The organism is Pseudomonas sp. 14P_8.1_Bac3, from assembly GCF_025466085.1.
Taxonomy (GTDB): Bacteria; Pseudomonadota; Gammaproteobacteria; order Pseudomonadales; family Pseudomonadaceae; genus Aquipseudomonas.
Genome location: NZ_JANLOD010000047.1, coordinates 85,922 through 112,360 on the forward strand (window position 1 = coordinate 85,922; position 26,439 = coordinate 112,360).

25 protein-coding genes are annotated in these 26,439 nt (G+C 60.4%); 5 read left to right on the plus strand and 20 right to left on the minus strand.

Annotation, left to right across the window (positions count from 1 at the left end):
- Position 1: 1 nt before the first annotated feature.
- The 9 genes from NTD84_RS12570 to NTD84_RS12610 form a co-directional block, all read right to left on the minus strand.
- Positions 2-2,470, minus strand: coding sequence for a fimbria/pilus outer membrane usher protein (locus tag NTD84_RS12570; protein ID WP_262165779.1), 2,469 nt, complete (start codon positions 2,468-2,470; stop codon positions 2-4).
- Between the two features lie 134 nt (positions 2,471-2,604).
- On the minus strand, positions 2,605-3,315 hold the full coding sequence (locus tag NTD84_RS12575; RefSeq protein ID WP_262165781.1) for a fimbria/pilus chaperone family protein: 711 nt from the start codon (positions 3,313-3,315) through the stop codon (positions 2,605-2,607).
- A 38-nt stretch (positions 3,316-3,353) separates the two neighbouring features.
- On the minus strand, positions 3,354-3,983 hold the full coding sequence (locus tag NTD84_RS12580) for a DUF1120 domain-containing protein (RefSeq protein ID WP_262165783.1): 630 nt from the start codon (positions 3,981-3,983) through the stop codon (positions 3,354-3,356).
- 91 nt (positions 3,984-4,074) lie between these two features.
- Positions 4,075-4,695, minus strand: a complete 621-nt coding sequence (locus tag NTD84_RS12585; protein ID WP_262165784.1) for a DUF1120 domain-containing protein — start codon at positions 4,693-4,695, stop codon at positions 4,075-4,077.
- A gap of 41 nt (positions 4,696-4,736) precedes the next feature.
- Positions 4,737-5,357: a DUF1120 domain-containing protein gene (locus tag NTD84_RS12590; RefSeq protein ID WP_262165785.1), complete on the minus strand. Its 621-nt coding sequence runs from the start codon at positions 5,355-5,357 to the stop codon at positions 4,737-4,739.
- Positions 5,358-5,424: 67 nt separating this feature from the next.
- Entirely contained in the window at positions 5,425-6,057 is a 633-nt protein-coding gene (locus NTD84_RS12595; RefSeq protein WP_262165787.1) for a DUF1120 domain-containing protein, read from the minus strand.
- Positions 6,058-6,233: 176 nt separating this feature from the next.
- The gene (locus NTD84_RS12600) at positions 6,234-6,857 is read right to left on the minus strand and encodes a DUF1120 domain-containing protein (protein WP_262165790.1); all 624 of its coding nucleotides are present in this window, start codon (positions 6,855-6,857) and stop codon (positions 6,234-6,236) included.
- A 70-nt stretch (positions 6,858-6,927) separates the two neighbouring features.
- The gene (locus NTD84_RS12605) at positions 6,928-7,539 is read right to left on the minus strand and encodes a DUF1120 domain-containing protein (protein WP_262165792.1); all 612 of its coding nucleotides are present in this window, start codon (positions 7,537-7,539) and stop codon (positions 6,928-6,930) included.
- Positions 7,540-7,610: 71 nt separating this feature from the next.
- Entirely contained in the window at positions 7,611-8,222 is a 612-nt protein-coding gene (locus NTD84_RS12610) for a DUF1120 domain-containing protein (protein WP_262165794.1), read from the minus strand.
- A 512-nt stretch (positions 8,223-8,734) separates the two neighbouring features.
- Between NTD84_RS12610 and NTD84_RS12615 the strand changes: the two genes are divergently transcribed.
- A complete protein-coding gene (locus tag NTD84_RS12615) occupies positions 8,735-9,367 on the plus strand; it encodes a response regulator transcription factor (protein ID WP_262165796.1) in 633 nt (210 codons plus the stop codon).
- A 220-nt stretch (positions 9,368-9,587) separates the two neighbouring features.
- The gene (locus tag NTD84_RS12620; protein WP_262165798.1) at positions 9,588-10,220 is read left to right on the plus strand and encodes a DUF1120 domain-containing protein; all 633 of its coding nucleotides are present in this window, start codon (positions 9,588-9,590) and stop codon (positions 10,218-10,220) included.
- Positions 10,221-10,313: 93 nt separating this feature from the next.
- On the opposite strand, the gene NTD84_RS12625 is transcribed toward NTD84_RS12620, so the two are convergent.
- Positions 10,314-10,655, minus strand: coding sequence for a DUF6124 family protein (locus NTD84_RS12625; protein ID WP_262165799.1), 342 nt, complete (start codon positions 10,653-10,655; stop codon positions 10,314-10,316).
- Between the two features lie 772 nt (positions 10,656-11,427).
- Here NTD84_RS12625 and NTD84_RS12630 point away from each other — a divergent pair.
- The 3 genes from NTD84_RS12630 (at position 11,428) to NTD84_RS12640 (ending at position 13,278) form a co-directional block, all read left to right on the plus strand.
- The gene (locus NTD84_RS12630; RefSeq protein WP_262165800.1) at positions 11,428-11,898 is read left to right on the plus strand and encodes a nuclear transport factor 2 family protein; all 471 of its coding nucleotides are present in this window, start codon (positions 11,428-11,430) and stop codon (positions 11,896-11,898) included.
- A 39-nt stretch (positions 11,899-11,937) separates the two neighbouring features.
- Entirely contained in the window at positions 11,938-12,255 is a 318-nt protein-coding gene (locus tag NTD84_RS12635) for a GIY-YIG nuclease family protein (RefSeq protein ID WP_262165801.1), read from the plus strand.
- An 87-nt stretch (positions 12,256-12,342) separates the two neighbouring features.
- A complete protein-coding gene (locus NTD84_RS12640) occupies positions 12,343-13,278 on the plus strand; it encodes a glutathione S-transferase family protein (RefSeq protein WP_262165803.1) in 936 nt (311 codons plus the stop codon).
- A gap of 108 nt (positions 13,279-13,386) precedes the next feature.
- Here the strand turns inward: NTD84_RS12640 and kdsA are convergent, their stop codons facing one another.
- The 10 genes from kdsA to lpxD all read right to left on the minus strand — a co-directional run bounded on the left by kdsA (position 13,387) and on the right by lpxD (position 26,437).
- The gene (kdsA, locus tag NTD84_RS12645) at positions 13,387-14,232 is read right to left on the minus strand and encodes a 3-deoxy-8-phosphooctulonate synthase (RefSeq protein WP_262165805.1); all 846 of its coding nucleotides are present in this window, start codon (positions 14,230-14,232) and stop codon (positions 13,387-13,389) included.
- Between the two features lie 5 nt (positions 14,233-14,237).
- Positions 14,238-15,869, minus strand: coding sequence for a CTP synthase (locus NTD84_RS12650; protein ID WP_262165806.1), 1,632 nt, complete (start codon positions 15,867-15,869; stop codon positions 14,238-14,240).
- 274 nt (positions 15,870-16,143) lie between these two features.
- Positions 16,144-17,472, minus strand: coding sequence for a tRNA lysidine(34) synthetase TilS (tilS, locus tag NTD84_RS12655; protein ID WP_262165807.1), 1,329 nt, complete (start codon positions 17,470-17,472; stop codon positions 16,144-16,146).
- Positions 17,473-17,603: 131 nt separating this feature from the next.
- Positions 17,604-18,551 (minus strand): acetyl-CoA carboxylase carboxyltransferase subunit alpha, encoded by a 948-nt coding sequence (locus NTD84_RS12660; protein WP_262165808.1) that lies wholly within the window; start codon positions 18,549-18,551, stop codon positions 17,604-17,606.
- A 139-nt stretch (positions 18,552-18,690) separates the two neighbouring features.
- Positions 18,691-22,212 (minus strand): DNA polymerase III subunit alpha, encoded by a 3,522-nt coding sequence (dnaE, locus tag NTD84_RS12665; RefSeq protein WP_262165809.1) that lies wholly within the window; start codon positions 22,210-22,212, stop codon positions 18,691-18,693.
- A gap of 76 nt (positions 22,213-22,288) precedes the next feature.
- Positions 22,289-22,915 carry a ribonuclease HII gene (gene rnhB / locus NTD84_RS12670; RefSeq protein ID WP_262165916.1) on the minus strand — a complete coding sequence of 209 codons (627 nt, stop codon included), beginning with the start codon at positions 22,913-22,915 and terminating at the stop codon, positions 22,289-22,291.
- Positions 22,916-22,926: 11 nt separating this feature from the next.
- On the minus strand, positions 22,927-24,057 hold the full coding sequence (gene lpxB, locus NTD84_RS12675) for a lipid-A-disaccharide synthase (protein ID WP_262165810.1): 1,131 nt from the start codon (positions 24,055-24,057) through the stop codon (positions 22,927-22,929).
- A gap of 2 nt (positions 24,058-24,059) precedes the next feature.
- Positions 24,060-24,836, minus strand: coding sequence for an acyl-ACP--UDP-N-acetylglucosamine O-acyltransferase (gene lpxA, locus NTD84_RS12680; protein WP_262165811.1), 777 nt, complete (start codon positions 24,834-24,836; stop codon positions 24,060-24,062).
- Positions 24,833-25,273, minus strand: coding sequence for a 3-hydroxyacyl-ACP dehydratase FabZ (gene fabZ / locus NTD84_RS12685; protein ID WP_007907157.1), 441 nt, complete (start codon positions 25,271-25,273; stop codon positions 24,833-24,835). The genes lpxA and fabZ overlap by 4 nt, the downstream gene beginning before the upstream one ends.
- 108 nt (positions 25,274-25,381) lie before the next feature.
- Positions 25,382-26,437, minus strand: a complete 1,056-nt coding sequence (gene lpxD / locus NTD84_RS12690) for a UDP-3-O-(3-hydroxymyristoyl)glucosamine N-acyltransferase (protein WP_262165812.1) — start codon at positions 26,435-26,437, stop codon at positions 25,382-25,384.
- Positions 26,438-26,439 lie beyond the last annotated feature (2 nt).

The following is a 26,439-nucleotide window of genomic DNA, read 5'->3' on the forward strand; positions in this document are numbered from 1 at the left end:
CTCAAAGGGCTCGACACTTGGCGGGGGCGGTTTCGTAATACGCGTTGGTGTCGGCGTCTTCCGGCAGCTCGAAACGCAGTTCGCAACGCTCGAGTCCCGGTGCCTTGATAAACAGCGCACGGGTGTCGAGCACGTTGGGCAGGAACACCAGGCCGCCTTCCTGGACCAGGGTGACGAACTCGCCATCCTCGTTATTCACCGAGGCGCCACGGGGCAGCGGGGCACCGTTGGCGGTGGTGGCCTTGAGCAGGGCGCGACGGGTCATGGTCACGCCGAACTCGACCTTGTCCACCGCCCCGCGCCCGGCGGACAGCACCGCCAGGCCGTTGCTGATGTCGGCGTTGCGCGGCAGGGTCTTGGTGTCGACTTCCACCGGGCTCTTGCCGTAGGCCGACAATTGCGGGATCACCGCCTGACCTTGCCAGTCGGTCCACACCGGACCGCTCGGCGTCGACACTTTGATCGCACCCATGTCGCCCACCGAGAGCAGGCCGAAGGTGTCGCTGATCGGATACGGCGACAGGGTCAGGCCGCCGCCATGCAGCACCGCGCCGCCACGGGCACTGGCTTGATAACTGGAGCGATCGGCATCGGCGCGGGTGTAGTTCAGATCGAGTTGGGTGTAGCGCGGCAACAGCGAAACGCCGACGGTGCTCTGCACTTCTTTGTCGCGGGTGTCGTGTTCAACGCCGACGCGGTACGCCAGCTGATCGTTGATCTGCTCGCTGACGCCCACACCGCTGCGGAATTCGCCCTCGGTGTTGCGCACCCAGGTGCGCGCCCGACGGTTCGCGCCCAGGGGAATGCTCAGGTTCACATAGACGCTGTCACCGTTACGGTTCGAGCCGCTGAGTTGCCATTCGGCCGTCGTCGACACGGACACGCCGCCGATGTTGGTGCCCCAGGACGCGAGGGCGCGGCTGCTGTTGCGACCATCGAACGAATTGGACTGACTGAAGCCGCCGCTGAAGGCGCCGAGCCATGGATGCGACCACGACAGCGCCGCGCTTTGCTGGTCGCGGTAGCGGGATTTGCGGTCGTCGCTGGTGTTGGCGAACACCGCGTCTTCCAGCTCCCGGTAACCCAGAGTCCGGTAGGAACTGCCGGCGTTCATCGCCCACTGCTCGCTCAGACGATGCGACAAGGTCAGGTCGGCTTGCAGCCCCTGGCTGGTTTCGTGACCCGTGGCCTGGGCGCCGGTCAGCGTGGTTTGCACCTGAGTGTCGGGCGTCGGCAAAAAGCCCAGGCTGGCACCGGCCGCGCGGTAGTCGGCGGCACCGGTTACGCCGCCGCTGACCAGCACTTGCGGGTTCAGCGCACCGCTCCAGCCGCCGCTGATCACCCACGGCTCGTCGCCTTTTTCATTGCCGACCCGGCGCACGTGGCCCGCCGCCAGCGAGTAACCCGGCGCCGGCAAACCGATGCCGAGCATCGCCGCCGGTACGGTGAAACTGCGCTGGCTGCCGTCCTCCTCCTTGACCGTGACTTCGACGTCGGAGCGGCTGTTCAACCGGCGCACATTATTCAGCGCAAACGGCCCGGCGGGGACCACGGTGGAATAGATCAGCGAACCGTTCTGCCGCACCTCGACCTGCGCCTGACTGTTGGCGATGCCTTCGATGACCGCGCTTTGTCCTTCGGCTTGCAGCGCCTGTTCGTTGAGCACCTGCACGCCGGTGATCTGCGCGCCGGCCAGCACCGGGTTGTAGAGGTTGATCTGACCCGCCTGCAACACCGCCTCATGTTCGGCGAAGGTGCGTTGGGCGTAGGCGGCGATGTGCGTGGTGCGCGACACGTCGTCCTGCCAGGTCTGCACCTGACGGCTGCGCACGATCCAGTCGCCGGCATTGAACCCCAGCTCGGTATTCGCCGAGGCGTAGCGGCTCGAACTGTCGCCAAAGCGGCTGTGCTGGCCGGTCACGTCGTAGTTGAGCAGCGCCGCGACACCGCCGGTTTGATAGCCGGACACATCACGCACGGCCGGGCGAATCGCGTCGGTCGGCACGACCAGCGCCAGCGCCAGGTTGGCCGGGTCCTGCTCGATCGCCGTCTGCGGCGCGCTGCCGAGAAAGTCGTAGCAGCGGCCATCGTCGAGGGTCTGCTCGGGCACGTTCAGGTTGGCCTTGTCGAGCAGGGTGCGATCAAAGCACAGCGCCCCGGCGCGGTCGAAGGCGACGTCGACTCGGCCGTGGCGCTGACCGTTGACGCTGAGCGTCACCGAATGCCGGCCCGCGTGGAACCGCGGCGCTTCCATCAGCAAGGTCGCCAGTGCCGGGTCGATACCGCGCTGGCGCAGGGTGTTGGTGTCGAACGACGCCAGCAATAAATCACTGCCATGGGCGTCGAGCACCATCAGCGCGTTGATCAGCAGCACGGCCGCTGCGGTGCGGCGAGGCAGCAGGCGCGGGTGGGCTGTGGGCCGAATCGCGGGCACGGCTTCGCCATCACGGTAAAAAGTTACTGTGTTCATTGGGTTCACTTGGTTTATGCCGGCGTGCTGCCCTGTCTACTCAGGTGCAGCCACGCCTGTTGCCACGGCGCACTCGCCGTTGCCTGGAAACGTTCGGTGCTCAGCGATCCTTCGTCGCGCACGTGTGGGTGGTTTCAGGACTCGAGCGGCGCCTCGAAATGCGGCACCGCGAAGCCGTAGACCGTGGCCGGTTGCAAACGCACGCTGGTCGCCGTCGCGCCATTGGCCGGCACGCTCAGCGTTTCGCCCGGCAGCACATAAGTGCGCGGCAACAGCGCCGACCCGTTACCCGGCAACAGCGTCAGTTCCTGGGCCAGCCGCACCACATACGGTGATGGATTGTGCACGCTGACCTGATCGTTTTTCAGGCTCCAGGTCAGCCCCGTCCATGGGGTGCGGTTCGGTGCCAGACCTTTCGGATGCAGGATCACCGGCAGGTTCTGCCGCACCGTCACGCCAACCCGCGCGTGCCCGGCTTCGGCCGGCGGACGGTCCTGGGGCATGCCTTCGAAGATCACCCGTTTCAGGCGTTGGGTCTTCAGCGGTTCGGACGTCTGCAGGATGAACCGCACCAGTTGGCTTTTCGACGGCTCGACCCGGGCCAGCGGCGGCGTGACGAACACCAGCGGGTCCTTGTCCTCGGGAATGTCTTCGAGGGTGACGTGCAGCAGGGCCAGGGTCGAGTCGGTGTTGGTCACCGACACCGAGGCTTCGCCGTCAGCTTCGTTGACGATCACCACCGACGTGTCCGGCACCATGCCGTCGGCCACGACGTGGCCGGCGAACAGCAAGGCCAGGCCGCCCAGGCAGAAATGTCGGCATCGCGCGCCGTTGAAAAGGTTCATGGTTAACGCCTGTATAGAAGAAGGAAAAGTCAGCATGGCTAGAGGTATCTCAGGTCAAGGACGATGGCGCCGTCCAAAGGCACTTCCTGCTTCAGGGTCAGGAAGGACGCGGCGTTGATCGAGGTATTGATGTGCAGCGTCGCCGTCAGCAGTTGATGGGGTTCTGGCACCAGCGTGCCGGGCTTGGCGAAGCCCATGTAGTTGTTCGGGTAGGCGTTGTTCTCCGGGAACCAGGTCAGGCCCTGGTTGCTCGACGCCAGCACCAGCGCGGGCTCGCCGTCGGCCACCGCGTTGCGATAGGCCAGGCTCACCGAGCCCAGGCGTTCGTCGGGGGCGTGGACGTTCCAGCCCAGCCCGTAATAGAAGCCCGGCCCCAGCGACGAGTCCGCGCGGTGGTCCATGCCCACGAGAACAAACAGCAGGGGTTCGTTGCAGCTCACATGCAGTTCCAGTTGCCGACCGGGCAAGGGGCTCAACTCGTATTGATTGAGGGTGCGCGCCGGCACCTTGCCGTGATCGACGATGCCGTCGTCCGAGAGCAGCACGTCGCAGGCGTTGGGGGTGATCTGGCCCACGACGTTCAGCTCGACTTCGGACGCGGCCATGGCCACTGGCGCGAAACTCAGCAGGCAGAGGATGGCGAGCAGGTGTGGAGTCGCATGTTTCATAGCGGTCTGAAATCCTTGTCAGCACGGTGGTGCAAGTGAGAGCGGTCAGGCGCCGGGTGGACGTCCCGCCGCTCTTCGGGTTGTCGGTGTGTTATCGGTAGACCACGGACAGCGTTACGGAGCCGTCGATGGCGGCTTCGTTGGTGAGGGTCAGTTGGTTGGCGGGGGCGATTTGCGGACTGATCCGCAGGTCAGCATTAAACTGCTGGAGCATGATCGGGGTCAGTGTGCCGGGGACCGCAGCCGCAACGATGTTGTCGGTCCACAGGCTGCGTTCGTTGGCCCAAGTCGAACCATTATCAAGCGAGCCGATAGTGCTGACCGTTACGCCATCGGCTACCGGTGATTGCAGCATCAAGGTCATGGCACCGAGTTTTTCGTCTGTGTTGATCATCCCCAAACCGAAATACCCACCACTCTCAGAGGAGGAGCCGGCGCGGTTGTCCTGGGCTCGTATTGCCACCGGAGTGGGAGCGTCGCAGATGAGTGTGAATTGCAAATATTGGTGACCCAAGTGTGTCGGCTTGTCAGCATTCAAATCCTTCGCCGAAATCTTCCCGTAATCCACCAGCCCGCCAGCGGACAAAGTAGGCTCGCAAGCACTCGGGGTGATCGTGCCTTTGACGGTCAGGTCGACGCTGGAGGCGGCAAAAGCACTGGCACTGCCGGCCAGCAACAGGGCGGCGAAAAGGGCGTTGAAAGTCTTGTTCATGATGAAAATCCTGAATCTGAATTAAAAAATAATGTGGCTGATCAGTACGTGATCTGCACCGTGGCGTGCCCGTCGATGGGCAGCTCGTCGAGCACGGTCAGGTCTTTGGCCGGCGCAATGATCGTGAAGGCGCGCAGGCGAGCGCTCAGGTTTTGCAGGGCGATCGGTGTATGCGGATCGCTCGGCGCGGCAAAGGCCGTCCACCCGGCGTGGCCCAGATAGGTGGACGCTCCCCAGCTCGAACCGTTGTCCCGGGACATGATGGTGATCACCGGATTGCCGTCGGCTTGCGGCTCGAAAATCCCGAACCCGACGCTGCCCAGCATCTGGTCATCGTTGACCGTGCCCAGGCCGTGGTACGCCGGGTTGATCACCGATGTGCCGGCGCGGTTGTCGATGGTGGTCAAGGTGAAATTCGTCGGGCCTTCACAGTCAACCTGCAGTTGCATCTCGCCGACCGGCAAGCGGGTGGGGCTAGCCTGATCGAGATCCTTGGAGGTCAGCTTGCCGTGATCGACGATGCCGCCGTCCGACAGCGTAGGCGTGCAGGAACTCGGCGTGATGATGCCGGTGACGCTGAGGTCGGTGTTGCTGGCGGCCAGTGCCGCAGGGGCGACGGCGAGCAACAGGGCGGTCGAGAGAGCGAGGGAGCATCTTTCCATGATGGGTCGTCCTTTAAGTCAGTGGGTAAGGCCGGGTGTTCGGCATTACCGGTTGAAGGAGGCTGGGTTAGAGGTACTCGATCTGCAGGGTCGCGGAACCGTCCATTGCCACTTCGTCGGTCAGGGTCAGGCCGCTGGCGGGGGCGATGGCAGTTTGCAGGGCAAGGTCTACCGTGACGGCTTGAAGTGACTCTGGCGTTCTGTTGTTTCCAAACGCGACCCAATCGGTCGTCTGGACTGATTCACCCGCACTCAGGTCGTGCCAGAGATTGCCTTTGTCCTCGGAGAACATGGCTCGCACGGCGATATCGGCGACGGGGTTTCTGAAAAACAGGCTGTACCATCCGAGTTTTTCACCGCCATTAATCAGACCCAGGCCGAAGGTATGTCCATTACCGGCATTCGGATCGCTGGAGGTGCCGGGACGGTTGTCAGTCATCGAAATCGCGAACGGCGTGGACGCGTCACACGTCACGGTCAGTTGAAGTGTTTGTTCGCCGAGTTGTGTGTGTGCCGCCTGATCCAGGTCCTTCGCGGAAATTTTTCCGTAATCGACCATGCCGCCATTGGTCAGCTCTGGCGAGCAGGCCGAAGGCGTGATAGTGCCCGTGACGCTCAGGTCAGTGCTCGACGCAGCAAACGCCGACGAGGCTCCGGTCAGCAGCAACGCAGCGGTCAGCAGGGATAAACGCGTGTTCATGTGTTGGCATTTCCTTGAAGGAGGATTGTTGGAAGTCGCCCTTTATGGACTGGGCGCAATCTATCGATCGAGGTAGCGGGGTGGAATGCAACTAATACGAAAATGCAACCGTTCGGTTTCTTTTCGGTTGAGCGGGCTTCGCCATTTGATCGGCGTTGCCCGCCGAAGGAGGCTGGTTACAGGTACTCCATTTGCAGCGTTGCGGAGCCGTCCATCTTCACTTCGCTGGTCAGGGTCAGGCTGCCAGACGGGGCGATTTCGGTACTGATGGCAAGGTCCACCGTGACGGTCTGGAGAGGCAGCGGTGCGCGGTTTTCTCCGAACGCAATCCAGTCGGTTTTTTGTGCCGACTCGTTGGCTCCAAAGAAATTCCACGTGCCGCCCTGGTTCGCTGAGTAAAGCGCTCTCAGGCTGGTATCGGCGACCGGGTTCCTGAAAAACATCTCATACCTGCCGAGTTTTTCGCTGCTGTCGGTCAAGCCCAGGCCGAAGGTTTCAGGGTCGGTATCAGTGGCTGTATTGAGGCGGTTGTCCGTCAGCGAAAGGGCAAATGGCGTAATGGCGTCACACGTCACGGTGAGCTGAAGGGTTTTTTCGCCCAGTGGGGTGTTCGATGACTGGTTCAGGTCTTTCGCGGAGATTTTTCCGTAGTCGACCACGCCGCCATTGCTCAGGCTCGGCGCACAGGCACTCGGCATGATCGTTCCGACGACGCTCAGGTCAGTGCTGGACGCGGCGAACGCCGACGTGGTGCCGATCAGCAGCACTGCGGCTGTCAGCAGGGGTAAATGGTTGGTCATGTATGGGTTCTTTCTAGTGTTGAGCGGACAACGCCGGGTGGGCGGCGTTGCCTTATGGGAGGCGGTGTTGTCAGTACCTGACTTCGATCGTGACCTGGCCATCGATGGGGACTTCGTTGGTCAGGTCCAGTCTGTCGGCTTGGGTGATGACGGTGTATACATCGAGGTCCAAAGCCAAGTCCTTGACTAGAATCGGCTGGCTATCGTCGGCCAGTGAGCCAACGGACATCAACGTCCTGGGGTCCCAAAGGTCATCTCCGAACCAAGTGCTACCGTCATACGAGGCGATCGACTGGACTTGAGCGCCGTCAGCTATCGGATTTTTGATATTTACGCCCAACCCACCCAGCTTCTGGTTAGTGTTGATGAATCCGAGGCCGAACTTGATAGACTCAGTCGCCGAACCTGGTCGTCCGTCGATGCCGGCCAGTGCAAATCTAGTCGCCGCGTCGCACTTGACCGACAGATTCAACGTCCGCTGGTCAATGAGTGTTGGGGCAGTCTGCTTCAAGTCTTTCGACGAAATCTTGCCCAGATCAATCGCATTGCTGGACAGCGTCGGCGTACACGCCGCCGGCGTAATCGTGCCCGTCACAGTCAGGTCGGTACTGGACGCAGCAAACGCCGACGATGCACTTGTCAGCAATAACGCGGCAGTCAACAGGGTTAAATGTTTGTTCATGTGTTGGCTCTTTCTTAGCGTTGAGCGGACAACGCCGGGTGGGCGGCGTTGCCTTATGGGAGGCGGTGTTGTCAGTACCTGACTTCAATCGTGACCTGGCCATCGATGGGGACTTCGTTGGTCAGGTCCAGTCTGTCGGCTCGCGCAATGACAGTGGACACGTCGATATCCGCTGTCAGGTCCTTGACTGAAATCGGTTGGCTGTCATCAGTCAATGAACCGACCGCTATAAATATTTTGGGCTCCCAGATGCTCTCCTTGTACCAAGTGCTGCCATCAAACGAACCAATGGTTTGGACCGGAACGCCGTCGGCTACGGGATTTCTGATGTACAGGCCTAGCCCACCCAGCTTCTGATCAGTGTTGATAAAACCAAGGCCATATTTGATCGATTCAATCGACGAACCTGGCCGGCCGTCGACACCGACCAGCGCAAACGAGGTCGTCGCGTCGCAGTTGACGGACAAGGTCAACGTTCGCCGGTCAATAATTGTTGCGGACGTTTGTTTAAGATCTTTCGACGAAATCTTGCCCAGATCAATCGCATTGCTGGACAGCGTCGGCGTACACGCCGCCGGCGTAATCGTGCCCGTCACAGTCAGGTCGGTACTGGACGCAGCAAACGCCGACGATGCACTTGTCAGCAATAACGCGGCAGTCAACAGGGTTAAATGTTTGTTCATTTGTTGGCTCTTCCTTATAAGGAGGATTGTCGTTAATGGCCCCTGTTCGGGCAGGGCGCAATCTATCGAAAGAACCCGCGAGCGGTAATACAACTAATACGAAAATGGCCCGGCGAGCTGTGTGAAGAAGTTGCCGCTAAAAATACCGATAATGTGTAAGCCCGAAGTTTTGTCTCGGTAATAATAACTAACGGTTTTCCTCTGAGAGGGTGTTGCGCAATTGATCGGGCAAGCCGATAAGGGCGTGTCATAAATACGAAACCGGACGGTAACGTGTAAGAAAACGTGTAGAGATTTACAATTTGTATCGAATTGGGGTGATGTCTGTAGGCTCCGTGTGTGGTCCATTGCGCAGATTAATGTAGGGCGGTTCCTCTTGTTTTATAGGAGAAAGACCTCGCCCCCGAATCCATTGGGGGTCGCATTTTCATGGTCAAGATTGGTCGTTGTGAAGGGATTCGGGCGGCGCTATTTTTCGCGCATTCCAGTCATCAAACAGGATTAATCCCACAATGCGCGTAATCATTGCTGACGACCATCCTGTCGTTCGAATCGGCTTGCGAATGCTCATCGACCTGAGCAGACCCTGTGTGGTCGTGGGCGAAGCCGATGGACCCGACAGTCTCTTGAATCTGCTTTTAACCACCCCCTGCGATCTGCTGATCACCGATTTCAGCATGCCGGGCAATGTCCAGGCCGACGGCTTGAAGATGCTTGACCGGGTGCGTCGGCACCACCCGGAGACCGCGATTATCCTGGTCACGATGTTCGCCAATGTCACCACGTTGAGGGCGGCGTTTGCCCAAGGCGTGATGGCGATCATCGCCAAGGATGCGTCGGCGAAGGAGCTGCCCCTGGCGATCAAAGCCGTCAGCGAGGGACGGCGGTTTATCAGCGAATCCTTGCGTGCGGTGCTGGTTCAGGCAGACGCCGAAGCGCAGTCCGGCCCCCCTTCGTTGTCGGCCAAAGAGCACGAAGTGGTGCGCATGCTCGCCAGCGGCATGACCGTCAGTGAGATAGCCGATTACTTCAAACGCAGCGTCTCGACCATCAGCAAACAGAAGAGCATGGCCATGCAACGGCTGGGCATTTCCACGGACGTGGACTTGTTTGCGTATGCGCGGGACAGTGGCATGGTGCATTAGGCGTGCCCCACGAAGTTGTTTCCGATTGTATGGCCGTGCGATGTTTCCAGCCTCACAGTCAGTCGCGGCGGATAACAGTGGTTTTTCGTATTAGTTGTATTTCTTGACGCTTTTTGCAGCTCTATAGTGCGCTGCCTGGATCGGGATGAATGTTCGCTGACAATCGAATGGTCTCGCTGTTACTGCAAATAACCGAAGTGTCTGACGGATTTAAAAAAGAATGGGCAAGAAGTTAAGTTATCTCACGGCTGTCGTATGTTTGGCCGCCGCATCGAATGTAAGTGCTGCGTCCAGCACGGACTTGAGTGTTAAAGGGACTATTACGCCAGCTGCGTGTGTGCCGCAGTTGTCCAATGGTGGGGTGGTTGATCATGGGAAGATATCGATCAAGGATTTGCCTGGTAGCATCGGCGCGATCAAGCCACTGCCGAATGTTACGCTGCAACTGAGTGTGAGCTGCGATGCCGCGACGTTCTTTGCAGTTAAAAGCACCGATAACCGAAAAAATACCGCGGCTGATAACAGCATTTCCTCCTTTGGCCTGGGTTTGGGTGAGAATGATCAGAAGCTCGGGTTATATACGTTGAGGATGGAGAATGCGTTGGCTGACGGTGCGCAAGCGTCACTGGTGGAGTCAGTTGATGGCACTACCTGGTTTCTGGCCGCCCCCGGTCAGATCTGGCAGCCCGACTGGATGCGGACCGTCAATGCGCCCGGCCCGGATTACGCACCAATCGCCATGCAGACATTTACGACGGATGTCGTGGTAGCCACGAAACTCTACAAGCCGAAGGTCCTGACTGCCGAAACCCCGCTCGATGGCAGCGCTACCCTGGACATCGTTTACCTGTAATCCGCACAACGCAGCCATCGGCAGCTACAGGGGCAGGCGAAAAAAATTGGGCGACCTGCAGAGGTCGCCCAATTTTCGTTTTGCCGTTGCGGACTACTGGATGGGGTCGAGGTGGTCCAGTGCGCGGTTCACCGAGATTTCTATCGCGGAGATGATCAATTCCAGGCCCAGCAGGGTATTGCGAATCGAACCTGTCTCCCGGTCGGCCCGGTCCATGATGATCACGCAGGCCGATGCCGCCGCCTCGCTTGCAAGACCCAGCAATTCTTGTACAGGGAGTTCGGGGTTGACGATGAAGAACGTGGACGGCTTGCGCGGGATGGCTTTGATGTCGGCGAAGGAGAAGGCGGCGTCATCGACGGTACGGTCGGTGGCTTCGTTGGGCTTGTCTGGACTGGAGCTGTCTTGCGGGGGATCGGGAGTTACCTTAGGCATATCTGTATTCCCTATTGGGCGCCAACTCTTTCCACCGCTAAGCGGAAAGGGTGGCGGCTGCACGCAGGTTAGCGGACCGGGGAACACAGCAAAGCCGGTGCGCCCGAAGGCGCCCTGCGCACAGCCACCATCAAATCGCAGGTACAAAAAATACCTGTGCGATGGTTGCACGTGCAGCTGTGAACCTCGGGCCGCTAAACCCGACCACTGATGAGCAGTGGCAGGCAAACGATAAAACCCGTGGTCAGGCCGCACAAGCCGGCGAAGTCTGGCGTAGTCGTAGGTAACGGCGCAAGGTTGTGTGGCTTACAAGACGTAAAACCAAACGCAGTTAAACAGCCGCAGCAAGTCAGTAATCCGTCTGACACACGAGACCTGCGAGCGAGCACTTCCAGCGTAAACTTCAGAAAATTCCGACATGATTCCGAACGCAAAACCTGTGGGAGCGGGCTTGCTCGCGAAGGCGGTGTGCCTGCCAGCATCAATGTCGAATGTGAAGGCCCCTTCGCCGGCAAGCCAGCTCCCACAGGTCATGTGGCCAGCCCAGACATCACGACTCACCCCGGCCCCTACTCGCCGAAGGCGGCATGTCAGCCAGCATCAATGTCGAATGTGATGGCCCCTTCGCGAGCAAGCCCGCTCCCACAGGGTTGCATGAATGACTGACCGGCATCAGCCGCAGTGCCAGCATTTTTGTGGTGAATGGCCATAGTCATTCCGGCCCTCGCGGATTATCGTGCTGGCCTATTGATGATATTCCCGGAGCCTGTCCATGAGTGATGCCCACGACGCCTTGATCACCCGCTTCTACCAGGCCTTCCAGCGTCTGGATGCTGAAGCGATGAGCGCCTGCTACACCGACGACGTGGTGTTCAGCGATCCGGCGTTCGGCGAACTGCGCGGGCGTGACGCGGGTGATATGTGGCGGATGCTCACCACCCGGGCCAAGGATTTTTCCCTGACCTTCGATAACGTGCGCAGCGATGAGCGCACCGGTGGCGCGCATTGGGTGGCGACGTACCTGTTCAGCCAGACCGGCAAAGTGGTGGTCAACGACATTCAGGCGCGCTTCGTGTTTCGTGACGGCAAGATTTGCGAGCACCATGACCGTTTCAATCTGTGGACCTGGTCGCGCCAGGCCCTGGGTTTCAAGGGCCTGCTGCTGGGCTGGACGCCATTGGTGAGAAACGCCGTGCGTGCCCAGGCCTTGAAGGGGCTGAAGGCATTTCAGGCCGGTCGCTGATAAGATCGCGGCTTGTTTCCTACAAGCCCTGATCGTCACGTGAGCACCCCCAGCGAATCCTCCGTCATCGCCGCCGAACCATTGCCGGTCAGCAAACCCTGGTTCGTCTACCTGGTTCGCGCGGCCAATGGCTCGCTCTATTGCGGTGTCAGCGACGACCCTGTGCGCCGCTTCGCCAAGCACCAAAGCGGCAAAGGCGCACGCTTCTTTCTGTCCAGCCCGGCCATGGCGCTGGTCTACACCGAAGCCTGCCGCGACAAAAGCGAAGCGCTGCGCCAGGAACGGCTGATCAAGAAACTCAGGAAAAGCGCCAAGGAATGCCTGGTGGCGACCTTCGCTGCCGGCTTATCAATCTGACTGATCAGTTCCCATAAGCCCGATCCGTAGGCCGCCTGCGCATTGCGCGCTAAGCTGCGAATTCCTATTCGTGCGGCGGAGCCGAGCATGTCCGAGTTGATTCTTCATCATTACCCGACGTCCCCTTTCGCCGAAAAGGCCCGCCTGCTGCTGGGCTTCAAAGGCTTGTCCTGGCGCTCGGTGAAAATCTCGCCGGTGATGCCGAAACCTGATCTGACCGCCTTGACCGGCGGCTACCGCAAGACCCCGGTGTTGCAGATCGGCGCGGACATCTATTGCGACACCTCGCTGATTGCCCGTCGACTGGAACAAGAGAAAGCCTTGCCGGCATTCTTCCCGGAAGGCCAGGAAATGATCGCTGCGACCTTCGCCGCGTGGGCCGATTCGGTGGTGTTCCAGCATGCGGTGAGCCTGGTGTTTCAGCCGGAATCGGTTGCCGTGCGTTTTGGCAGTCTGCCGCCGGAAGCGATCAAGACCTTCCTCGCCGATCGCGCCGGGTTGTTCAGTGGCGGCAGCACCACCAAGTTGTCGGCGGAACAGGCGCGGCATCAATGGCCGACGATCATGTCGCGCCTGGAGCAACAACTTCAGCGCGAGCCGGGCGACTTCCTGTTCGGCGAGCCGTCGATTGCCGACTTCGCGTTGGCGCATTGCCTGTGGTTCCTCAAGGCGACGCCGGTGACCGCGCCACTGGTTGATGCTTACCCGGCGGTGGCCGCGTGGCATGCGCGAGTGATGGGTTTTGGGCATGGCGCGTCGAGCGCGATGTCGTCCGAGGAAGCGCTGGAAGTGGCGCGGACATCGACGCCGGCGCCGTTGCCGGTTGAGCCATTTGATGAGCCGAATGGTTTTGCGGCGGGCCAGCAGGTGGTCATTGCCGCGACCGATTACGGGGTGGATCCGGTGGCCGGCGAGTTGCTGTTTGCCGGGCGCGAGGAATTGATTCTGCGCCGGGAAGACGAGCGGGGCGGGGTGGTGCATGTGCACTTTCCGCGTTTCGGGTTCCGCCTCGAAAAACGCTGATGTTCCGAAGGTGGAAGCGGGGGGGGGGGGGGGTGGGGGGGGGGGGGGGGGGGCCCCCCCCCCCCCCCCCCCCCCCCCCCCCCCGGCGCCTACAACCGAATTCCGATGTTACGCGGTTTCTACCGTCGGAAAACTCTTCACCAGTTCGTCCAACGCTTTGAGCTGGGCCAGGAATGGCTCCAGTTTGTCCAGACGCAAGGCGCATGGGCCGTCGCATTTGGCATTGTCCGGGTCCGGGTGCGCCTCGAGGAACAGACCGGCCAGCGACTGGCTCATGCCGGCCTTGGCCAGATCGGTGACCTGGGCGCGGCGACCGCCGGCGGAATCGGAGCGACCACCGGGCATTTGCAGCGCGTGGGTCACGTCGAAGAACACCGGGTATTCGAATTGCTTCATGATGCCGAAGCCGAGCATGTCGACGACCAGGTTGTTGTAGCCGAAGCTCGAACCGCGCTCGCAGAGGATCAACTGATCGTTACCGGCTTCCACGCATTTGCTCAGGATGTGTTTCATTTCCTGAGGCGCGAGGAACTGGGCTTTCTTGATGTTGATCACCGCGCCGGTCTTGGCCATTGCGACCACGAGGTCAGTCTGGCGCGACAGGAAGGCCGGCAACTGGATGATGTCGCAGACTTCAGCCACGACCGCGGCCTGATCAGGCTCGTGGACGTCGGTGATGATCGGCACGCCGAAGGCTTGCTTGATGTCCTGGAAAATCCGCATGCCCTCTTCCAGGCCGGGGCCACGGTACGAGGTCACGGAGGAACGGTTGGCCTTGTCGAAGCTGGCCTTGAACACGTAAGGGATACCGAGTTTCTCGGTGACCTTGACGTACTCTTCGCAGACCTGCATCGCCATGTCGCGGCTTTCCAGCACGTTCATGCCACCGAACAGCACCATTGGCTTGTCGTTGGCAATCTCGATTTCGCCTACGCGGATGATCTTCTGCGCCATAAGGTTCAAGCCTTCTTCTGGTGTTGAGCCAAAGCTGCTTTGACGAAACCACTGAACAACGGGTGACCGTCGCGAGGTGTCGAGGTGAACTCAGGGTGGAACTGGCAAGCGACGAACCATGGATGATCCGGGGCTTCGACCACTTCAACCAGCGCGCCATCACCGGAGCGACCGGAAATTTTCAGGCCGGCTTCCATGATTTGCGGCAGCAGGTTGTTGTTCACTTCGTAGCGGTGACGGTGACGCTCGACGATCACGTCCTTGCCGTAGCAGTCATGAACCAGGGAACCTGGCTCCAGCAGGCAATCCTGCGCGCCGAGGCGCATGGTGCCGCCCAGGTCGGAGGTTTCGGTACGGGTTTCGACGGCGCCGGTGGCGTCTTCCCACTCGGTGATCAGACCCACGACCGGGTGGCCGCTGGCGCGATCGAACTCGGTGGAGTTGGCGTCTTTCCAGCCCAGGACGTTACGAGCGAACTCGATCACGGCCACTTGCATGCCCAGGCAGATGCCGAGGTACGGAACCTTGTTTTCGCGAGCATATTGAACGGCGGTGATCTTGCCTTCCACGCCACGCAGACCGAAGCCGCCTGGAACGAGGATCGCGTCGACGCCTTCCAGCAGCGCGGTGCCCTGGTTTTCGATGTCTTCGGAATCGATGTAGCGCAGGTTGACCTTGGTGCGGTTGCTGATGCCGGCGTGACTCATCGCTTCGATCAGCGACTTGTAGGCGTCCAGCAGTTCCATGTACTTGCCGACCATGGCGATGGTGACTTCGTGCTCGGGGTTGAGCTTGGCGTCAACCACGGCTTCCCACTCGGACAGATCGGCGCCGCCGCATTGCAGGCCGAAACGCTCGACGACAAAATCATCCAGGCCTTGCGAATGCAGGATGCCCGGGATCTTGTAGATGGTGTCGGCGTCTTCCAGGGCGATCACCGCACGTTCTTCAACGTTGGTGAATTGCGCGATCTTGCGACGCGAGGAAATGTCGATCGGGTGATCGGAGCGGCACACCAGCACGTCAGGTTGCAGGCCGATGGAACGCAGTTCCTTGACCGAGTGCTGGGTGGGCTTGGTTTTGGTTTCGCCGGCGGTGGCGATGTAAGGCACCAGGGTCAGGTGCATCAGCATCGCGCGCTTGGCGCCGACTTCGAAACGCAACTGACGGATCGCTTCGAGGAACGGTTGCGACTCGATGTCACCCACGGTGCCGCCGATCTCGACCATGGCCACGTCGGCATCGCCGGCGCCCTTGATGATCCGGCGCTTGATCTCGTCGGTGATGTGCGGAATGACCTGGATGGTCGCGCCCAGGTAATCACCACGGCGCTCTTTGCGCAGGACGTGCTCGTAGACACGGCCGGTGGTGAAGTTGTTGTTCTGGGTCATGGTCGTGCGGATGAACCGCTCGTAGTGGCCCAGGTCCAGGTCGGTCTCGGCGCCGTCGTGGGTGACGAATACTTCACCGTGCTGGAACGGGCTCATGGTGCCTGGATCGACGTTGATGTACGGGTCCAGTTTCAGCATGGTGACCTTAAGTCCCCGCGCCTCCAGGATGGCCGCCAATGAAGCCGATGCAATGCCTTTCCCCAATGAAGAAACAACACCGCCCGTGACGAATATGTAGCGCGTCATGAAAAACCCTAGAAGTCTGCGTTAAAGCGGTCCGAGCCGCCGGGGAAAGCGAAGGAAGGCCGAAGCCCCCGATCACCTGCATTAATCACAGTGCACCTTTCAAAAAAACCGCCGCGTTGTGACAGACCGGGAGATGTAACTCCGGTGCGTTGCTCGCTACACATTTTTTGGAATCGCCCAGCAAAGACTGCTTGGTAATCGGCAACTCCTGCAATTCAGGCGAATCCACAGAAGTTGTATCAAGAAGGGAGCGTAGTCTACCGGAAAGCCCCTTTCAGCTCAAACCTTGATCTTCGTCCGGTGGCTGCCAATGCAAATTCCAGCCGCCCTGCGCACTGCCATTCAAGCCTTGCAGGTTGGCTACCGCCAGCAAATGCTCGCCGCGATACAGCAGCGGCAATCTGCCACGGACGAAGCCTGGAACCCCGCGTTCATTGAGCAAACGCTTCAAATCCCGGCGGCCGCGAGCCGGCAGATTCATCACCTCGCCTCCCTCACGATAGCGGATATGCAGCGGACCATCAGGGGATTGGCCCGAGAACGTCAGTACGCCGTTATCCGGCAACGCCAACGCTGTCGACGGCTCGGCCCAGGCCCCAACGGCGGGCGGCGTACGCAACCAGCCGCCTGACAGCCACCAGATCCGCCCCCCGGCCCGATGCATCTCGCCCTCCGCCAGACGCCAGATCGGGTGCGCATCGTCGGCGGCATCGCGCAGATCTTCCCAACCCGACCAATGGTCGCTGTCGGGCAGACGCGTCAGTGCGGCGAGCCAGTGACTCAGTGCATTTCGCTGACGAGCGGCGGACAACATCGCAAGCGTCGACAACTGAAGGGACCGCACCCCCAGCCAATCGAACTCACTGGCAGTACGGGCATGGGTCAGATCGATTTGCGCCAGCTCATCAAGCAGTCCCTGAGCTTCGCCGAGATGCGCCGCGCTGCGGGCCATGCTCGCCAAGGCTTGCGGCCAACGCTCGGTCATGACCGGAAACACCTGGTGCCGCAGGTAGTTGCGGGAGAACTGCCGGTCCTGATTGGAAGGGTCTTCGATCCAGTTCAGAAGATGCTCCGCGGCGTAAGCCTCCAATTCTGCTCGCGTGACATCGAGCAGGGGGCGCAGCAGGTGGCCTTTGCCCAGCGGGCGCTGGCGCGGCATCGCCGACAAACCTCGCACCCCTGCCCCGCGCAGCAATCGGAACAACAGGGTTTCCGCCTGATCGTCACGATGCTGGGCGGTCAGCAGCACTTCGCTGGCCTGGGTGGCTTCGAGGAACGCGCCATAGCGCGCGTCCCGGGCGGCACGCTCGAGGCTGGCGCCGGGATGAACATAAACGTGAACGACTTGTAGCGGCACGCCCCACCCATCACACACCAACTGGCAGTGTTCCGGCCACGCCTCGGCGGCAGCCTGGAGGCCGTGGTGGACGTGGATGGCGGTCAGCGTCGGCAGGGATTCGGTTTTGGCGAGGTGGGCGAGGAGGTGCAGCAGGACGGTGGAGTCGAGGCCACCGGAGAACGCGATGCGCCAGGTCTTGGCGTTGCGCCACGGAGCGAGCTCCACGAGAAGCCGGGCAGCGAGATCAATCTTTGGCTGACTCATATCGATCACTTTGCAGATATCAAATGTGGGAGCGGGCTTGCTCGCGAAAGCGGCTGAACATCCAACACGTCGGTTGACTGTTATACCGCTTTCGCGAGCAAGCCCGCTCCCACATTAAAGCCGGGGTCAGATCAGAGACCGTAGCTCATCAGACGCTCATAACGACGAGTCAGCAACGCTTCGTTATCGAACTTCTTCAGCATCGCCAGTTGCGAGGTCAGCTCGGCACGGATCAATGCCGCGGCCGCCGCTGGGTCACGATGAGCGCCGCCCAACGGCTCGCCGATGACTTTGTCGACGATACCCAGGCCTTTCAGACGCTCGGCGGTGATGCCCATGGCTTCAGCGGCATCCGGCGCTTTTTCGGCAGTTTTCCACAGAATCGAGGCGCAACCTTCCGGCGAAATCACCGCATAGGTCGAGTACTGCAGCATGTTCAGTTGATCACACACGCCAATGGCCAATGCACCGCCGGAACCACCTTCACCGATCACGGTGGCGATGATTGGGGTTTTCAGGCGGGCCATGACGCGCAGGTTCCAGGCAATCGCTTCGCTCTGGTTGCGCTCTTCAGCGTCGATGCCCGGATAGGCGCCCGGGGTATCGATGAAAGTCAGGATCGGCATTTTGAAACGTTCGGCCATCTCCATCAGACGGCAGGCCTTGCGATAGCCTTCAGGACGCGGCATGCCGAAGTTGCGGCGAACCTTCTCGCGCACTTCACGGCCTTTCTGGTGACCGATGATCATCACCGGCTCATCGTTCAGACGGGCAACGCCGCCGACGATGGCCGCGTCGTCGGAGAAGTGACGGTCACCGTGCAACTCGTCGAACTCGGTGAAGATGTGTTCGATGTAGTCCAGGGTGTACGGACGTTTCGGGTGACGCGCCAGACGCGCGATCTGCCAGCTGGTCAGCTTGCCGAAGATGTCTTCGGTCAAGGTGCTGCTTTTGTCCTGCAGGCGGGAGATCTCATCGCCGATATTCAGCGAATTGTCGTTACCGACCAAGCGCAACTCTTCGATCTTGGCTTGCAGGTCGGCGATCGGCTGTTCGAAATCTAGAAAATTCGGGTTCATAGGCGTCCGTCTTGGGTCGACGTCCAAGAGAGCTTGGGCCGGCCGGTTGTCTATTCGCGCCCTACCTTAAGGGACGGGCGCGTTCAGGTCGAGATTAAAAATTCAGGTCGAGATCAGGCGAACGAATGAGGCCTGACCGTCAACGGTATTGGAGGAAGACGTTGTCTCGCCCGAACTGGTCACGCAGGGCTTGAATCAATGCATCCGCCGGGTCGATCCGCCAGGTCTCGCCGAACTGCAGCAAGGCCTTGGCATCGGGGCTCGTGTACTCCATGGTGATCGGGCACGCACCGCGGTGGCGTTTGAACAACTCACCCAGCCAGCGTAGCTGATCGCCTTTCAAATCCTTGGTCTGCAGTTTCAGGCGCAGGCTTTCGGCCAGATTGGTGCGCGCATCTTCCATGCTCATCACCCGCTTGACCCGCAGGCGCAACCCACCGGAGAAGTCGTCGTTGCTGACCTCGCCTTCGACCACCACCATCGCATCCGTCTGCAACAGCGACTGCGCCGAATGGAATGCGTCGGCGAACAGCGAGGCTTCGATCCGGCCAGAGCGGTCGTCGAGGGTGATGAAGCCCATCTTGTCGCCCTTTTTGTTCTTCATCACCCGCAGCGCGATGATCATGCCCGCCACTGTCTGGGTATCCCGGGCCGGCTTGAGGTCGATGATGCGCTGACGGGCGAAACGGCGGATCTCGCCTTCGTACTCGTCGATCGGGTGACCGGTCAGGTACAGGCCCAGGGTGTCTTTCTCCCCTTTCAGGCGTTCCTTGAGGGTCAGTTCCTTGGCCTTGCGGTGACTGGCGTAAACGTCGGCGTCTTCTTCGACGAACAAACCGCCAAACAGGTCGGCATGCCCACTGTCATGGGTGCGCGCGGTTTGTTCAGCGGCCTTGATCGCCCCTTCCATCGCATTCAGCAGGACCGCACGGTTCTGGTCGATGCTCGCTTGATAGGCTTTCGGTTCGTCATGGAAATACGGACCCAGGCGATCCAGCGCACCGCTGCGGATCAAACCGTCGAGGGTGCGTTTGTTGATGCGCTTGAGATCGACCCGGGCGCAGAAATCGAACAGGTCTTTGAACGGCCCGTCCTGGCGCGCCTCGGTAATCGCTTCGACCGGCCCTTCGCCCACGCCCTTGATGGCGCCGAGCCCATAAATGATGCGGCCTTCGTCGTTCACCGTGAACTTGAACTCCGACGTGTTCACGTCCGGCGCGTCGAGGCGCAGCTTCATGGTCCGCACTTCTTCGATCAAGGTCACGACCTTGTCGGTGTTGTGCATATCCGCCGAGAGTACCGCCGCCATGAACGGTGCCGGGTAGTGCGCCTTCAGCCAGGCGGTCTGGTACGAAACCAGGCCGTAGGCGGCGGAGTGGGATTTGTTGAAGCCGTAACCGGCGAATTTTTCCACCAGGTCGAAAATGTTACCGGCCAGGTCGGCGTCGATATTGTTGGTGGCGCAACCTTCAATGAAGCCGCCCCGCTGCTTGGCCATTTCTTCGGGCTTTTTCTTACCCATGGCCCGACGCAGCATGTCCGCACCGCCGAGGGTGTATCCGGCCATGACCTGAGCAATCTGCATAACCTGTTCCTGGTACAGGATGATGCCGTAAGTCGGCGCCAGTACCGGCTTGAGGCCTTCGTACTGGTAGTCCGAGTGCGGATACGCGAGCTCGGCGCGACCGTGCTTACGGTTGATGAAGTCATCCACCATGCCGGACTGCAATGGCCCCGGACGGAACAGGGCCACCAGTGCGATCAAGTCTTCCAGGCAGTCGGGCTTGAGCTTTTTGATCAGCTCTTTCATGCCGCGCGACTCGAGCTGGAACACCGCGGTGGTTTCAGCTTTCTGCAGCAACTGGTAGGTAGGCTTGTCATCCAGCGGAATGAACGCGATGTCCAGCGGCGGCTCGTTGACCTTGGCGCGGTCTCGGTTGATGGTTTTCAGCGCCCAGTCGATGATCGTCAGGGTACGCAGCCCAAGGAAGTCGAACTTCACCAGGCCGGCCGCCTCGACGTCATCCTTGTCGAACTGGGTTACCAGACCATCGCCGGCTTCGTCGCAATAGATCGGCGAAAAATCGGTCAGTTTGGTCGGTGCGATGACCACACCACCGGCGTGCTTGCCGACGTTACGCACAACGCCTTCAAGTTTGCGCGCCATCTCCCAGATTTCCGCGGCCTCTTCATCGACCTTGATGAAATCACGGAGGATTTCTTCCTGCTCGTAGGCTTTTTCCAGGGTCATGCCGACTTCGAACGGAATCATCTTCGACAGACGATCCGCCAGCCCGTAGGACTTGCCCTGCACCCGCGCCACGTCACGGACCACGGCTTTTGCCGCCATGGAACCGAAGGTGATGATCTGGCTTACCGCGTTGCGACCATATTTCTCGGCCACGTAATCGATCACGCGGTCGCGGCCGTCCATGCAGAAGTCGACGTCGAAGTCGGGCATGGAAACCCGTTCCGGGTTAAGGAAACGTTCGAACAGCAGGTCGTATTCCAGTGGGTCGAGGTCGGTGATTTTCTGCACGTAGGCTACCAGCGACCCGGCACCCGACCCACGGCCCGGACCCACCGGTACGCCGTTGTTCTTGGCCCACTGGATGAAGTCCATAACGATCAGGAAGTAACCAGGAAAGCCCATCTGGATGATGATATCCAGCTCGAAATTCAGCCGGTCGACATAGACCTGACGCTTGGCCTCGTAATCCTCGGTTGTGTCCCGGGGCAGCAGGACGGAAAGGCGCTCTTCCAGACCATCGAAGGACACCTTGCGGAAATACTCGTCGATGGTCATGCCATCGGGAATCGGGAAATTGGGCAGGAAGTGCGTGCCCAGTTTCACTTCGATGTTGCAGCGTTTGGCGATCTCGACGGTGTTTTCCAGTGCCTCGGGAATGTCGCTGAACAGCTCGGCCATTTCCTCGGCGCTTTTGAGGTATTGCTGATCGCTGTAATTCTTCGAGCGCCGCGGATCGTCGAGGGCGCGACCCTCACCGATGCAAACGCGGGTTTCGTGCGCGGCAAAATCTTCCTGCTTGATAAAGCGCACATCGTTGGTTGCCACCAGCGGCGCACCGAGTTTCTCGGCCAGGGCCACGGCGCCGTGCAATTGTTCTTCGTCGTAAGGGCGATTGGTGCGCTGGATTTCCAGATAGAAACGGTCCGGGAACACCGCCATCCATTCGCGGGCCAGGGTTTCGGCTTCGGCGGGATTACCGCCCAGCATCGCCATGCCGATCTCGCCCTCTTTCGCTGCCGAGAGCATGATCAAGCCGTCGCTGGCCTCCGCCACCCACTCGCGCTCGATGATGATCGAGCCGTTGCGCTGGCCCTCAATGAAGCCACGGGAGATCAGCTCGGTGAGGTTGCGATAACCCACGGCGTTCATGGCCAGCAGGCTGATCCGGCTCAACGCGCCGTCCGGATCCTTGTTCGACAGCCACAGGTCGGCGCCGCAGATCGGCTTGATGCCCGCGCCCATGGCGGCTTTATAGAATTTGACCAGGGAACACATGTTGTTCTGGTCGGTGACCGCTACGGCAGGCATGTTCATGCCGACCAGGGTCTTGACCAGCGGTTTGATCCGCACCAGACCGTCGACCAGGGAATATTCAGTGTGCAGGCGTAGATGAACGAATGAAGCCGGCATAGTGATCCTGCGTTAAGTCATGAAAACAACAAGGCCCGGATTGTACCGGGCCTTGGCAAAAACATCAGCCTTGCGACTAATTCTCCATGAGGCTTTCACGCGCTTCGTACGCCAGCCGCACCGGCGCGAACGAGCGGCGGTGAATCGGGGTCGGCCCCAGGCGAGCGAGTGCTTCCAGATGAACGGGCGTCGGGTAGCCTTTGTGGCCGCCGATGCCGTAGCCCGGGTAAATCAGCTCGAACGCGGCCATCTCCCGGTCGCGGCTGACCTTGGCCAGAATCGACGCGGCAGCGATGGCCGGCACTTTGCCGTCGCCCTGGATCACCGCTTCGGCGCGCATGGACAGTTTCGGGCAACGGTTACCGTCGATCATCGCCAGTTTTGGCTGAATGTGCAGGCCTTCAATCGCACGCTGCATGGCCAGCATGGTCGCGTGGAGGATGTTCAGCTCGTCGATTTCCTCGACTTCGGCGCGAGCGATGCACCAGCTCAGGGCCTTTTCACAGATTTCGTCGTAGAGCTTTTCGCGGCGAGCCTCGGTGAGCTTTTTCGAATCGTTCAGGCCAAGGATCGGGCGGTTCGGGTCGAGGATCACCGCTGCGGTCACCACGGCACCACAGAGCGGGCCGCGACCGACTTCGTCAACACCGGCAACCAGATCTTCGACTTCAGCGACCAAGGTGAAATCCAGCCCCATTTGCATCGTGGTTTTACTCATTGTACTTGGCCAATCAGCTTCAGCACTGCGTCCGCAGCCTGGTTCGAGGCGTCCAGACGCAAGGTCCGGTGAATCTGGTCAAAGCCGCGAGTCTGCTCCTCGCCGCCTTCGATCAGCGGCGACAGCGTCTGGGCGAGCGCTTCAACCGTCGCGTCGTCCTGCAGCAACTCGGGCACCAACAGGCGCTGGGCCAACAGGTTTGGCAACGAAACGTAGGGGCTTTTGACCATGCGTTTGAGAATCCAGAACGTCAGGGGCGCCAGACGGTAAGCGACGACCATCGGCCGTTTGTACAACAGCGCTTCAAGGGTAGCCGTTCCGGAGGCAATCAACACGGCGTCGCAGGCGGCCAGTGCCAGATGGGACTTGCCGTCGAGCAGGGTCAACGGCAAATCGCGACCGGCCAGCAATTCTTCGAGTTGCTTGCGGCGCTCCGGGCTGGCGCATGGCATCACGAAGCGTACGCCAGGCCGCAGGGCGCGAAGGCGCTGGGCGGTATCGAGGAACAACGCCCCCAGACGACCGACTTCGCCGCCGCGGCTGCCCGGCATCAACGCGACCAACGGTCCGTCAGGCAGACCGAGTTCGGCGCGTGCCGCGGCACGGTCGGCTTCGAGCGGGATCGCATCGGCCAGGGAATGCCCGACAAACCGCACCGGGACGCCTTTCTCTTCATAGAATTTGGCCTCGAACGGAAACAGCGTGAGCATCAGGTCGCAGCCTTCGCGAATTTTCAGCACTCGCTTCTGCCGCCACGCCCACACCGACGGGCTGACGTAATGCACGGTCTTGATCCCGGCCTGACGCAGCTTGAGTTCGATATTGAGGTTGAAGTCCGGCGCATCGATACCGATGAACACGTCCGGCTTCTCGGCGATGAGGTCGGCGACCAGCTTTTTCCGACGCTTGAGCAACTCGCGCAGTCGGCCCAGCACTTCCACCAGGCCCATGACCGAGAGACGTTCCATCGGGAAATACGAGGTCAGACCTTCGGCCTGCATCAGCGGACCGCCAACCCCAATGAACTCGACCGCCGGATGCTGTGCCTTGAGCGCACGCATGAGACCGGCGCCCAGAATGTCACCGGAAGCTTCACCCGCTACCAGCGCAACACGCAGAGTAGCCATGGTTAACGCGTGATGCCGCGGGTCGAAGACTGGATGGAATCACGGAACACCGCAACTTCCGGGAACTGCGCCGAAGGTTCGGCCAGCTCGGCAAGCGCCTGTTCAACCGTCAGGCCCTGGCGGTAAACCACCTTGTAGGCACGACGCAGGGCGTGGATCGCATCTTCGCTGAAACCACGACGGCGCATGCCTTCGAAGTTCATGCTGCGCGCTTCGGCCGGGTTGCCGAACACGGTGACGTACGCTGGAACGTCTTTGCCGATGGCGGTACCCATGCCGGAGAAGCTGTGGGCGCCGATGTGGCAATACTGGTGAACCAGGGTGAAACCGGAGAGGATCGCCCAGTCTTCAACGTGCACATGACCCGCAAGCGCGGTGTTGTTGACCAGGATGCAGTGGTTGCCGATAACGCTGTCGTGGCCGATGTGGGCATAGGCCATGATCAGGTTGTGATCGCCCAGGGTCGTTTCCGAACGGTCCTGAATGGTCCCGCGATGAATCGTCACGCCTTCACGGATGACGTTATGGTCGCCGATGACCAGACGGGTTTCTTCGCCCTTGTATTTCAGATCGGGCGTGTCCTCGCCTACCGAAGAAAACTGGTAGATGCGATTGTGCTTACCGATTCGGGTCGGGCCCTTGAGAATCACGTGCGGCCCGATCACTGTCCCCTCGCCGATTTCCACACCTGCGCCGATGATCGACCACGGGCCGACCTCGACGCCGTCAGCCAGGATGGCCGTCGGATCGATGATTGCGCGAGGGTCAATCAAACTCATAGTTTACGTTCCGCACAGATGATTTCAGCGGAGCAGACTGGCTTGCCGTCGACCGAGGCCTGGCATTCGAACTTCCAGATCTGGCGCTTGCAGCTCAGGAACTTGGCTTCGAGGATCAGTTGATCACCCGGCAGCACTGGCTGGCGGAAGCGCAGCTTGTCGGAACCGACGAAGTAATAAAGGGTGCCGTCTGCCGGTTTCACGTCGAGCATCTTGAAACCAAGGATCCCGGCAGCCTGGGCCATCGCTTCGATGATCAGCACGCCCGGCATGATTGGATGCGCAGGGAAGTGACCATTGAAGAACGGCTCGTTGATGCTGACATTCTTGTAGGCGCGAATGCGCTTGCCTTCCACATCCAGATCCACGACCCGGTCCACCAGCAGGAACGGGTAACGGTGAGGCAGGTATTCGCGTATCTCGTTGATGTCCATCATTTCGGGGGGAAGCCTATGTAAAGATTGGGAACGCGCGACTGACGCGCGCTCCTCTAGCAAATCAAGGAGGCAGTCTAGCGGCTGTGCACACTTGATATGGAAATGGTATCAGCCATCTGATGAAGCATTACCGTCAGGGGTCACTTCCCCGGACCGCTTTTCCAGCTGTCGCAGCCGCCGTGCGATGTCATCGAGCTGACGGATACGTGCCGCGCTTTTGCGCCATTCGGCAGCCGGTTGCATGGCCGTACCGGAAGAATAGGAACCCGGCTCGGTAATCGAGTGGGTCACCATCGTCATTCCGGTGATGAAAACCTTGTCACAAATTTCGATGTGCCCCACCAGCCCAACGCCACCGGCGAGCATGCAATGCTTGCCGATCTTGGTGCTGCCGGAAATTCCCACACACGCGGCCATGGCCGTGTGATCCCCGATCTGGACGTTGTGGGCGATCTGAATCTGATTGTCGAGCTTGACGCCATTACCGATGACGGTATCCGCCAATGCACCACGGTCGATGGCGGTGTTCACGCCAATCTCCACATCGTCACCCACCAGGACCCCGCCAATCTGGGCGATTTTCTGCCAGATGCCTTTCTCGTTGGCAAAACCGAAACCTTCGCCCCCCAGAACCGCACCCGACTGAATCACCACCCGCTTGCCGATCCGCACGTCGTGATACAGCGTGACTTTCGGGGCCAGCCAGCCGCCCTCGCCAATCTCGCTACGGGCACCGATGAAGCAATGCGCACCAACGGTCACACCCGCGGCAATACGCGCGCCGCTTTCGATGACGGCAAAGGCACCAATACTCGCCGCCGGATCGACCACCGCGTCATCGGCAACGACCGCTGTCGGGTGAATACCGACCGCCGCCTTGGGCTTGGGATCGAACAGGTGGGAAATACGTGCATAAGCCAGGTAAGGGTCGGGAACGACCAGCGCATCACCGCAAAAACCTTCGGCGTCAGCGGCCTTCAGCAACAGGGCTGCGGCCCGGCTGTCCGCCAGGTATTTACGGTATTGAGGATTTGCCAGAAAGCTCAACTGAGCTGGGCCAGCCTCTTGCAAAGTGGCTAGCCCAGTAATTTCCTTCTCCGGATCGCCACGCAGGGTGGCGCCGAGGAACTCGGCCAATTGGCCGAGCTTTAGGGTCGCTGTCATGA

Excerpts from the sequence above, each read along its gene's own strand:
- NTD84_RS12570 (WP_262165779.1), bottom strand. The coding sequence starts at position 2,470 with ATGAACACAGTAACTTTTTACCGTGATGGCGAAGCCGTGCCCGCGATT.
- NTD84_RS12575 (WP_262165781.1), bottom strand. The coding sequence starts at position 3,315 with ATGAACCTTTTCAACGGCGCGCGATGCCGACATTTCTGCCTGGGCGGC.
- NTD84_RS12580 (WP_262165783.1), bottom strand. The coding sequence starts at position 3,983 with ATGAAACATGCGACTCCACACCTGCTCGCCATCCTCTGCCTGCTGAGT.
- NTD84_RS12585 (WP_262165784.1), bottom strand. The coding sequence starts at position 4,695 with ATGAACAAGACTTTCAACGCCCTTTTCGCCGCCCTGTTGCTGGCCGGC.
- NTD84_RS12590 (WP_262165785.1), bottom strand. The coding sequence starts at position 5,357 with ATGGAAAGATGCTCCCTCGCTCTCTCGACCGCCCTGTTGCTCGCCGTC.
- NTD84_RS12595 (WP_262165787.1), bottom strand. The coding sequence starts at position 6,057 with ATGAACACGCGTTTATCCCTGCTGACCGCTGCGTTGCTGCTGACCGGA.
- NTD84_RS12600 (WP_262165790.1), bottom strand. The coding sequence starts at position 6,857 with ATGACCAACCATTTACCCCTGCTGACAGCCGCAGTGCTGCTGATCGGC.
- NTD84_RS12605 (WP_262165792.1), bottom strand. The coding sequence starts at position 7,539 with ATGAACAAACATTTAACCCTGTTGACTGCCGCGTTATTGCTGACAAGT.
- NTD84_RS12610 (WP_262165794.1), bottom strand. The coding sequence starts at position 8,222 with ATGAACAAACATTTAACCCTGTTGACTGCCGCGTTATTGCTGACAAGT.
- NTD84_RS12615 (WP_262165796.1), top strand. The coding sequence starts at position 8,735 with ATGCGCGTAATCATTGCTGACGACCATCCTGTCGTTCGAATCGGCTTG.
- NTD84_RS12620 (WP_262165798.1), top strand. The coding sequence starts at position 9,588 with ATGGGCAAGAAGTTAAGTTATCTCACGGCTGTCGTATGTTTGGCCGCC.
- NTD84_RS12625 (WP_262165799.1), bottom strand. The coding sequence starts at position 10,655 with ATGCCTAAGGTAACTCCCGATCCCCCGCAAGACAGCTCCAGTCCAGAC.
- NTD84_RS12630 (WP_262165800.1), top strand. The coding sequence starts at position 11,428 with ATGAGTGATGCCCACGACGCCTTGATCACCCGCTTCTACCAGGCCTTC.
- NTD84_RS12640 (WP_262165803.1), top strand. The coding sequence starts at position 12,343 with ATGTCCGAGTTGATTCTTCATCATTACCCGACGTCCCCTTTCGCCGAA.
- kdsA (WP_262165805.1), bottom strand. The coding sequence starts at position 14,232 with ATGGCGCAGAAGATCATCCGCGTAGGCGAAATCGAGATTGCCAACGAC.
- NTD84_RS12650 (WP_262165806.1), bottom strand. The coding sequence starts at position 15,869 with ATGACGCGCTACATATTCGTCACGGGCGGTGTTGTTTCTTCATTGGGG.
- tilS (WP_262165807.1), bottom strand. The coding sequence starts at position 17,472 with ATGAGTCAGCCAAAGATTGATCTCGCTGCCCGGCTTCTCGTGGAGCTC.
- NTD84_RS12660 (WP_262165808.1), bottom strand. The coding sequence starts at position 18,551 with ATGAACCCGAATTTTCTAGATTTCGAACAGCCGATCGCCGACCTGCAA.
- dnaE (WP_262165809.1), bottom strand. The coding sequence starts at position 22,212 with ATGCCGGCTTCATTCGTTCATCTACGCCTGCACACTGAATATTCCCTG.
- rnhB (WP_262165916.1), bottom strand. The coding sequence starts at position 22,915 with ATGCAAATGGGGCTGGATTTCACCTTGGTCGCTGAAGTCGAAGATCTG.
- lpxB (WP_262165810.1), bottom strand. The coding sequence starts at position 24,057 with ATGGCTACTCTGCGTGTTGCGCTGGTAGCGGGTGAAGCTTCCGGTGAC.
- lpxA (WP_262165811.1), bottom strand. The coding sequence starts at position 24,836 with ATGAGTTTGATTGACCCTCGCGCAATCATCGATCCGACGGCCATCCTG.
- fabZ (WP_007907157.1), bottom strand. The coding sequence starts at position 25,273 with ATGATGGACATCAACGAGATACGCGAATACCTGCCTCACCGTTACCCG.
- lpxD (WP_262165812.1), bottom strand. The coding sequence starts at position 26,437 with ATGACAGCGACCCTAAAGCTCGGCCAATTGGCCGAGTTCCTCGGCGCC.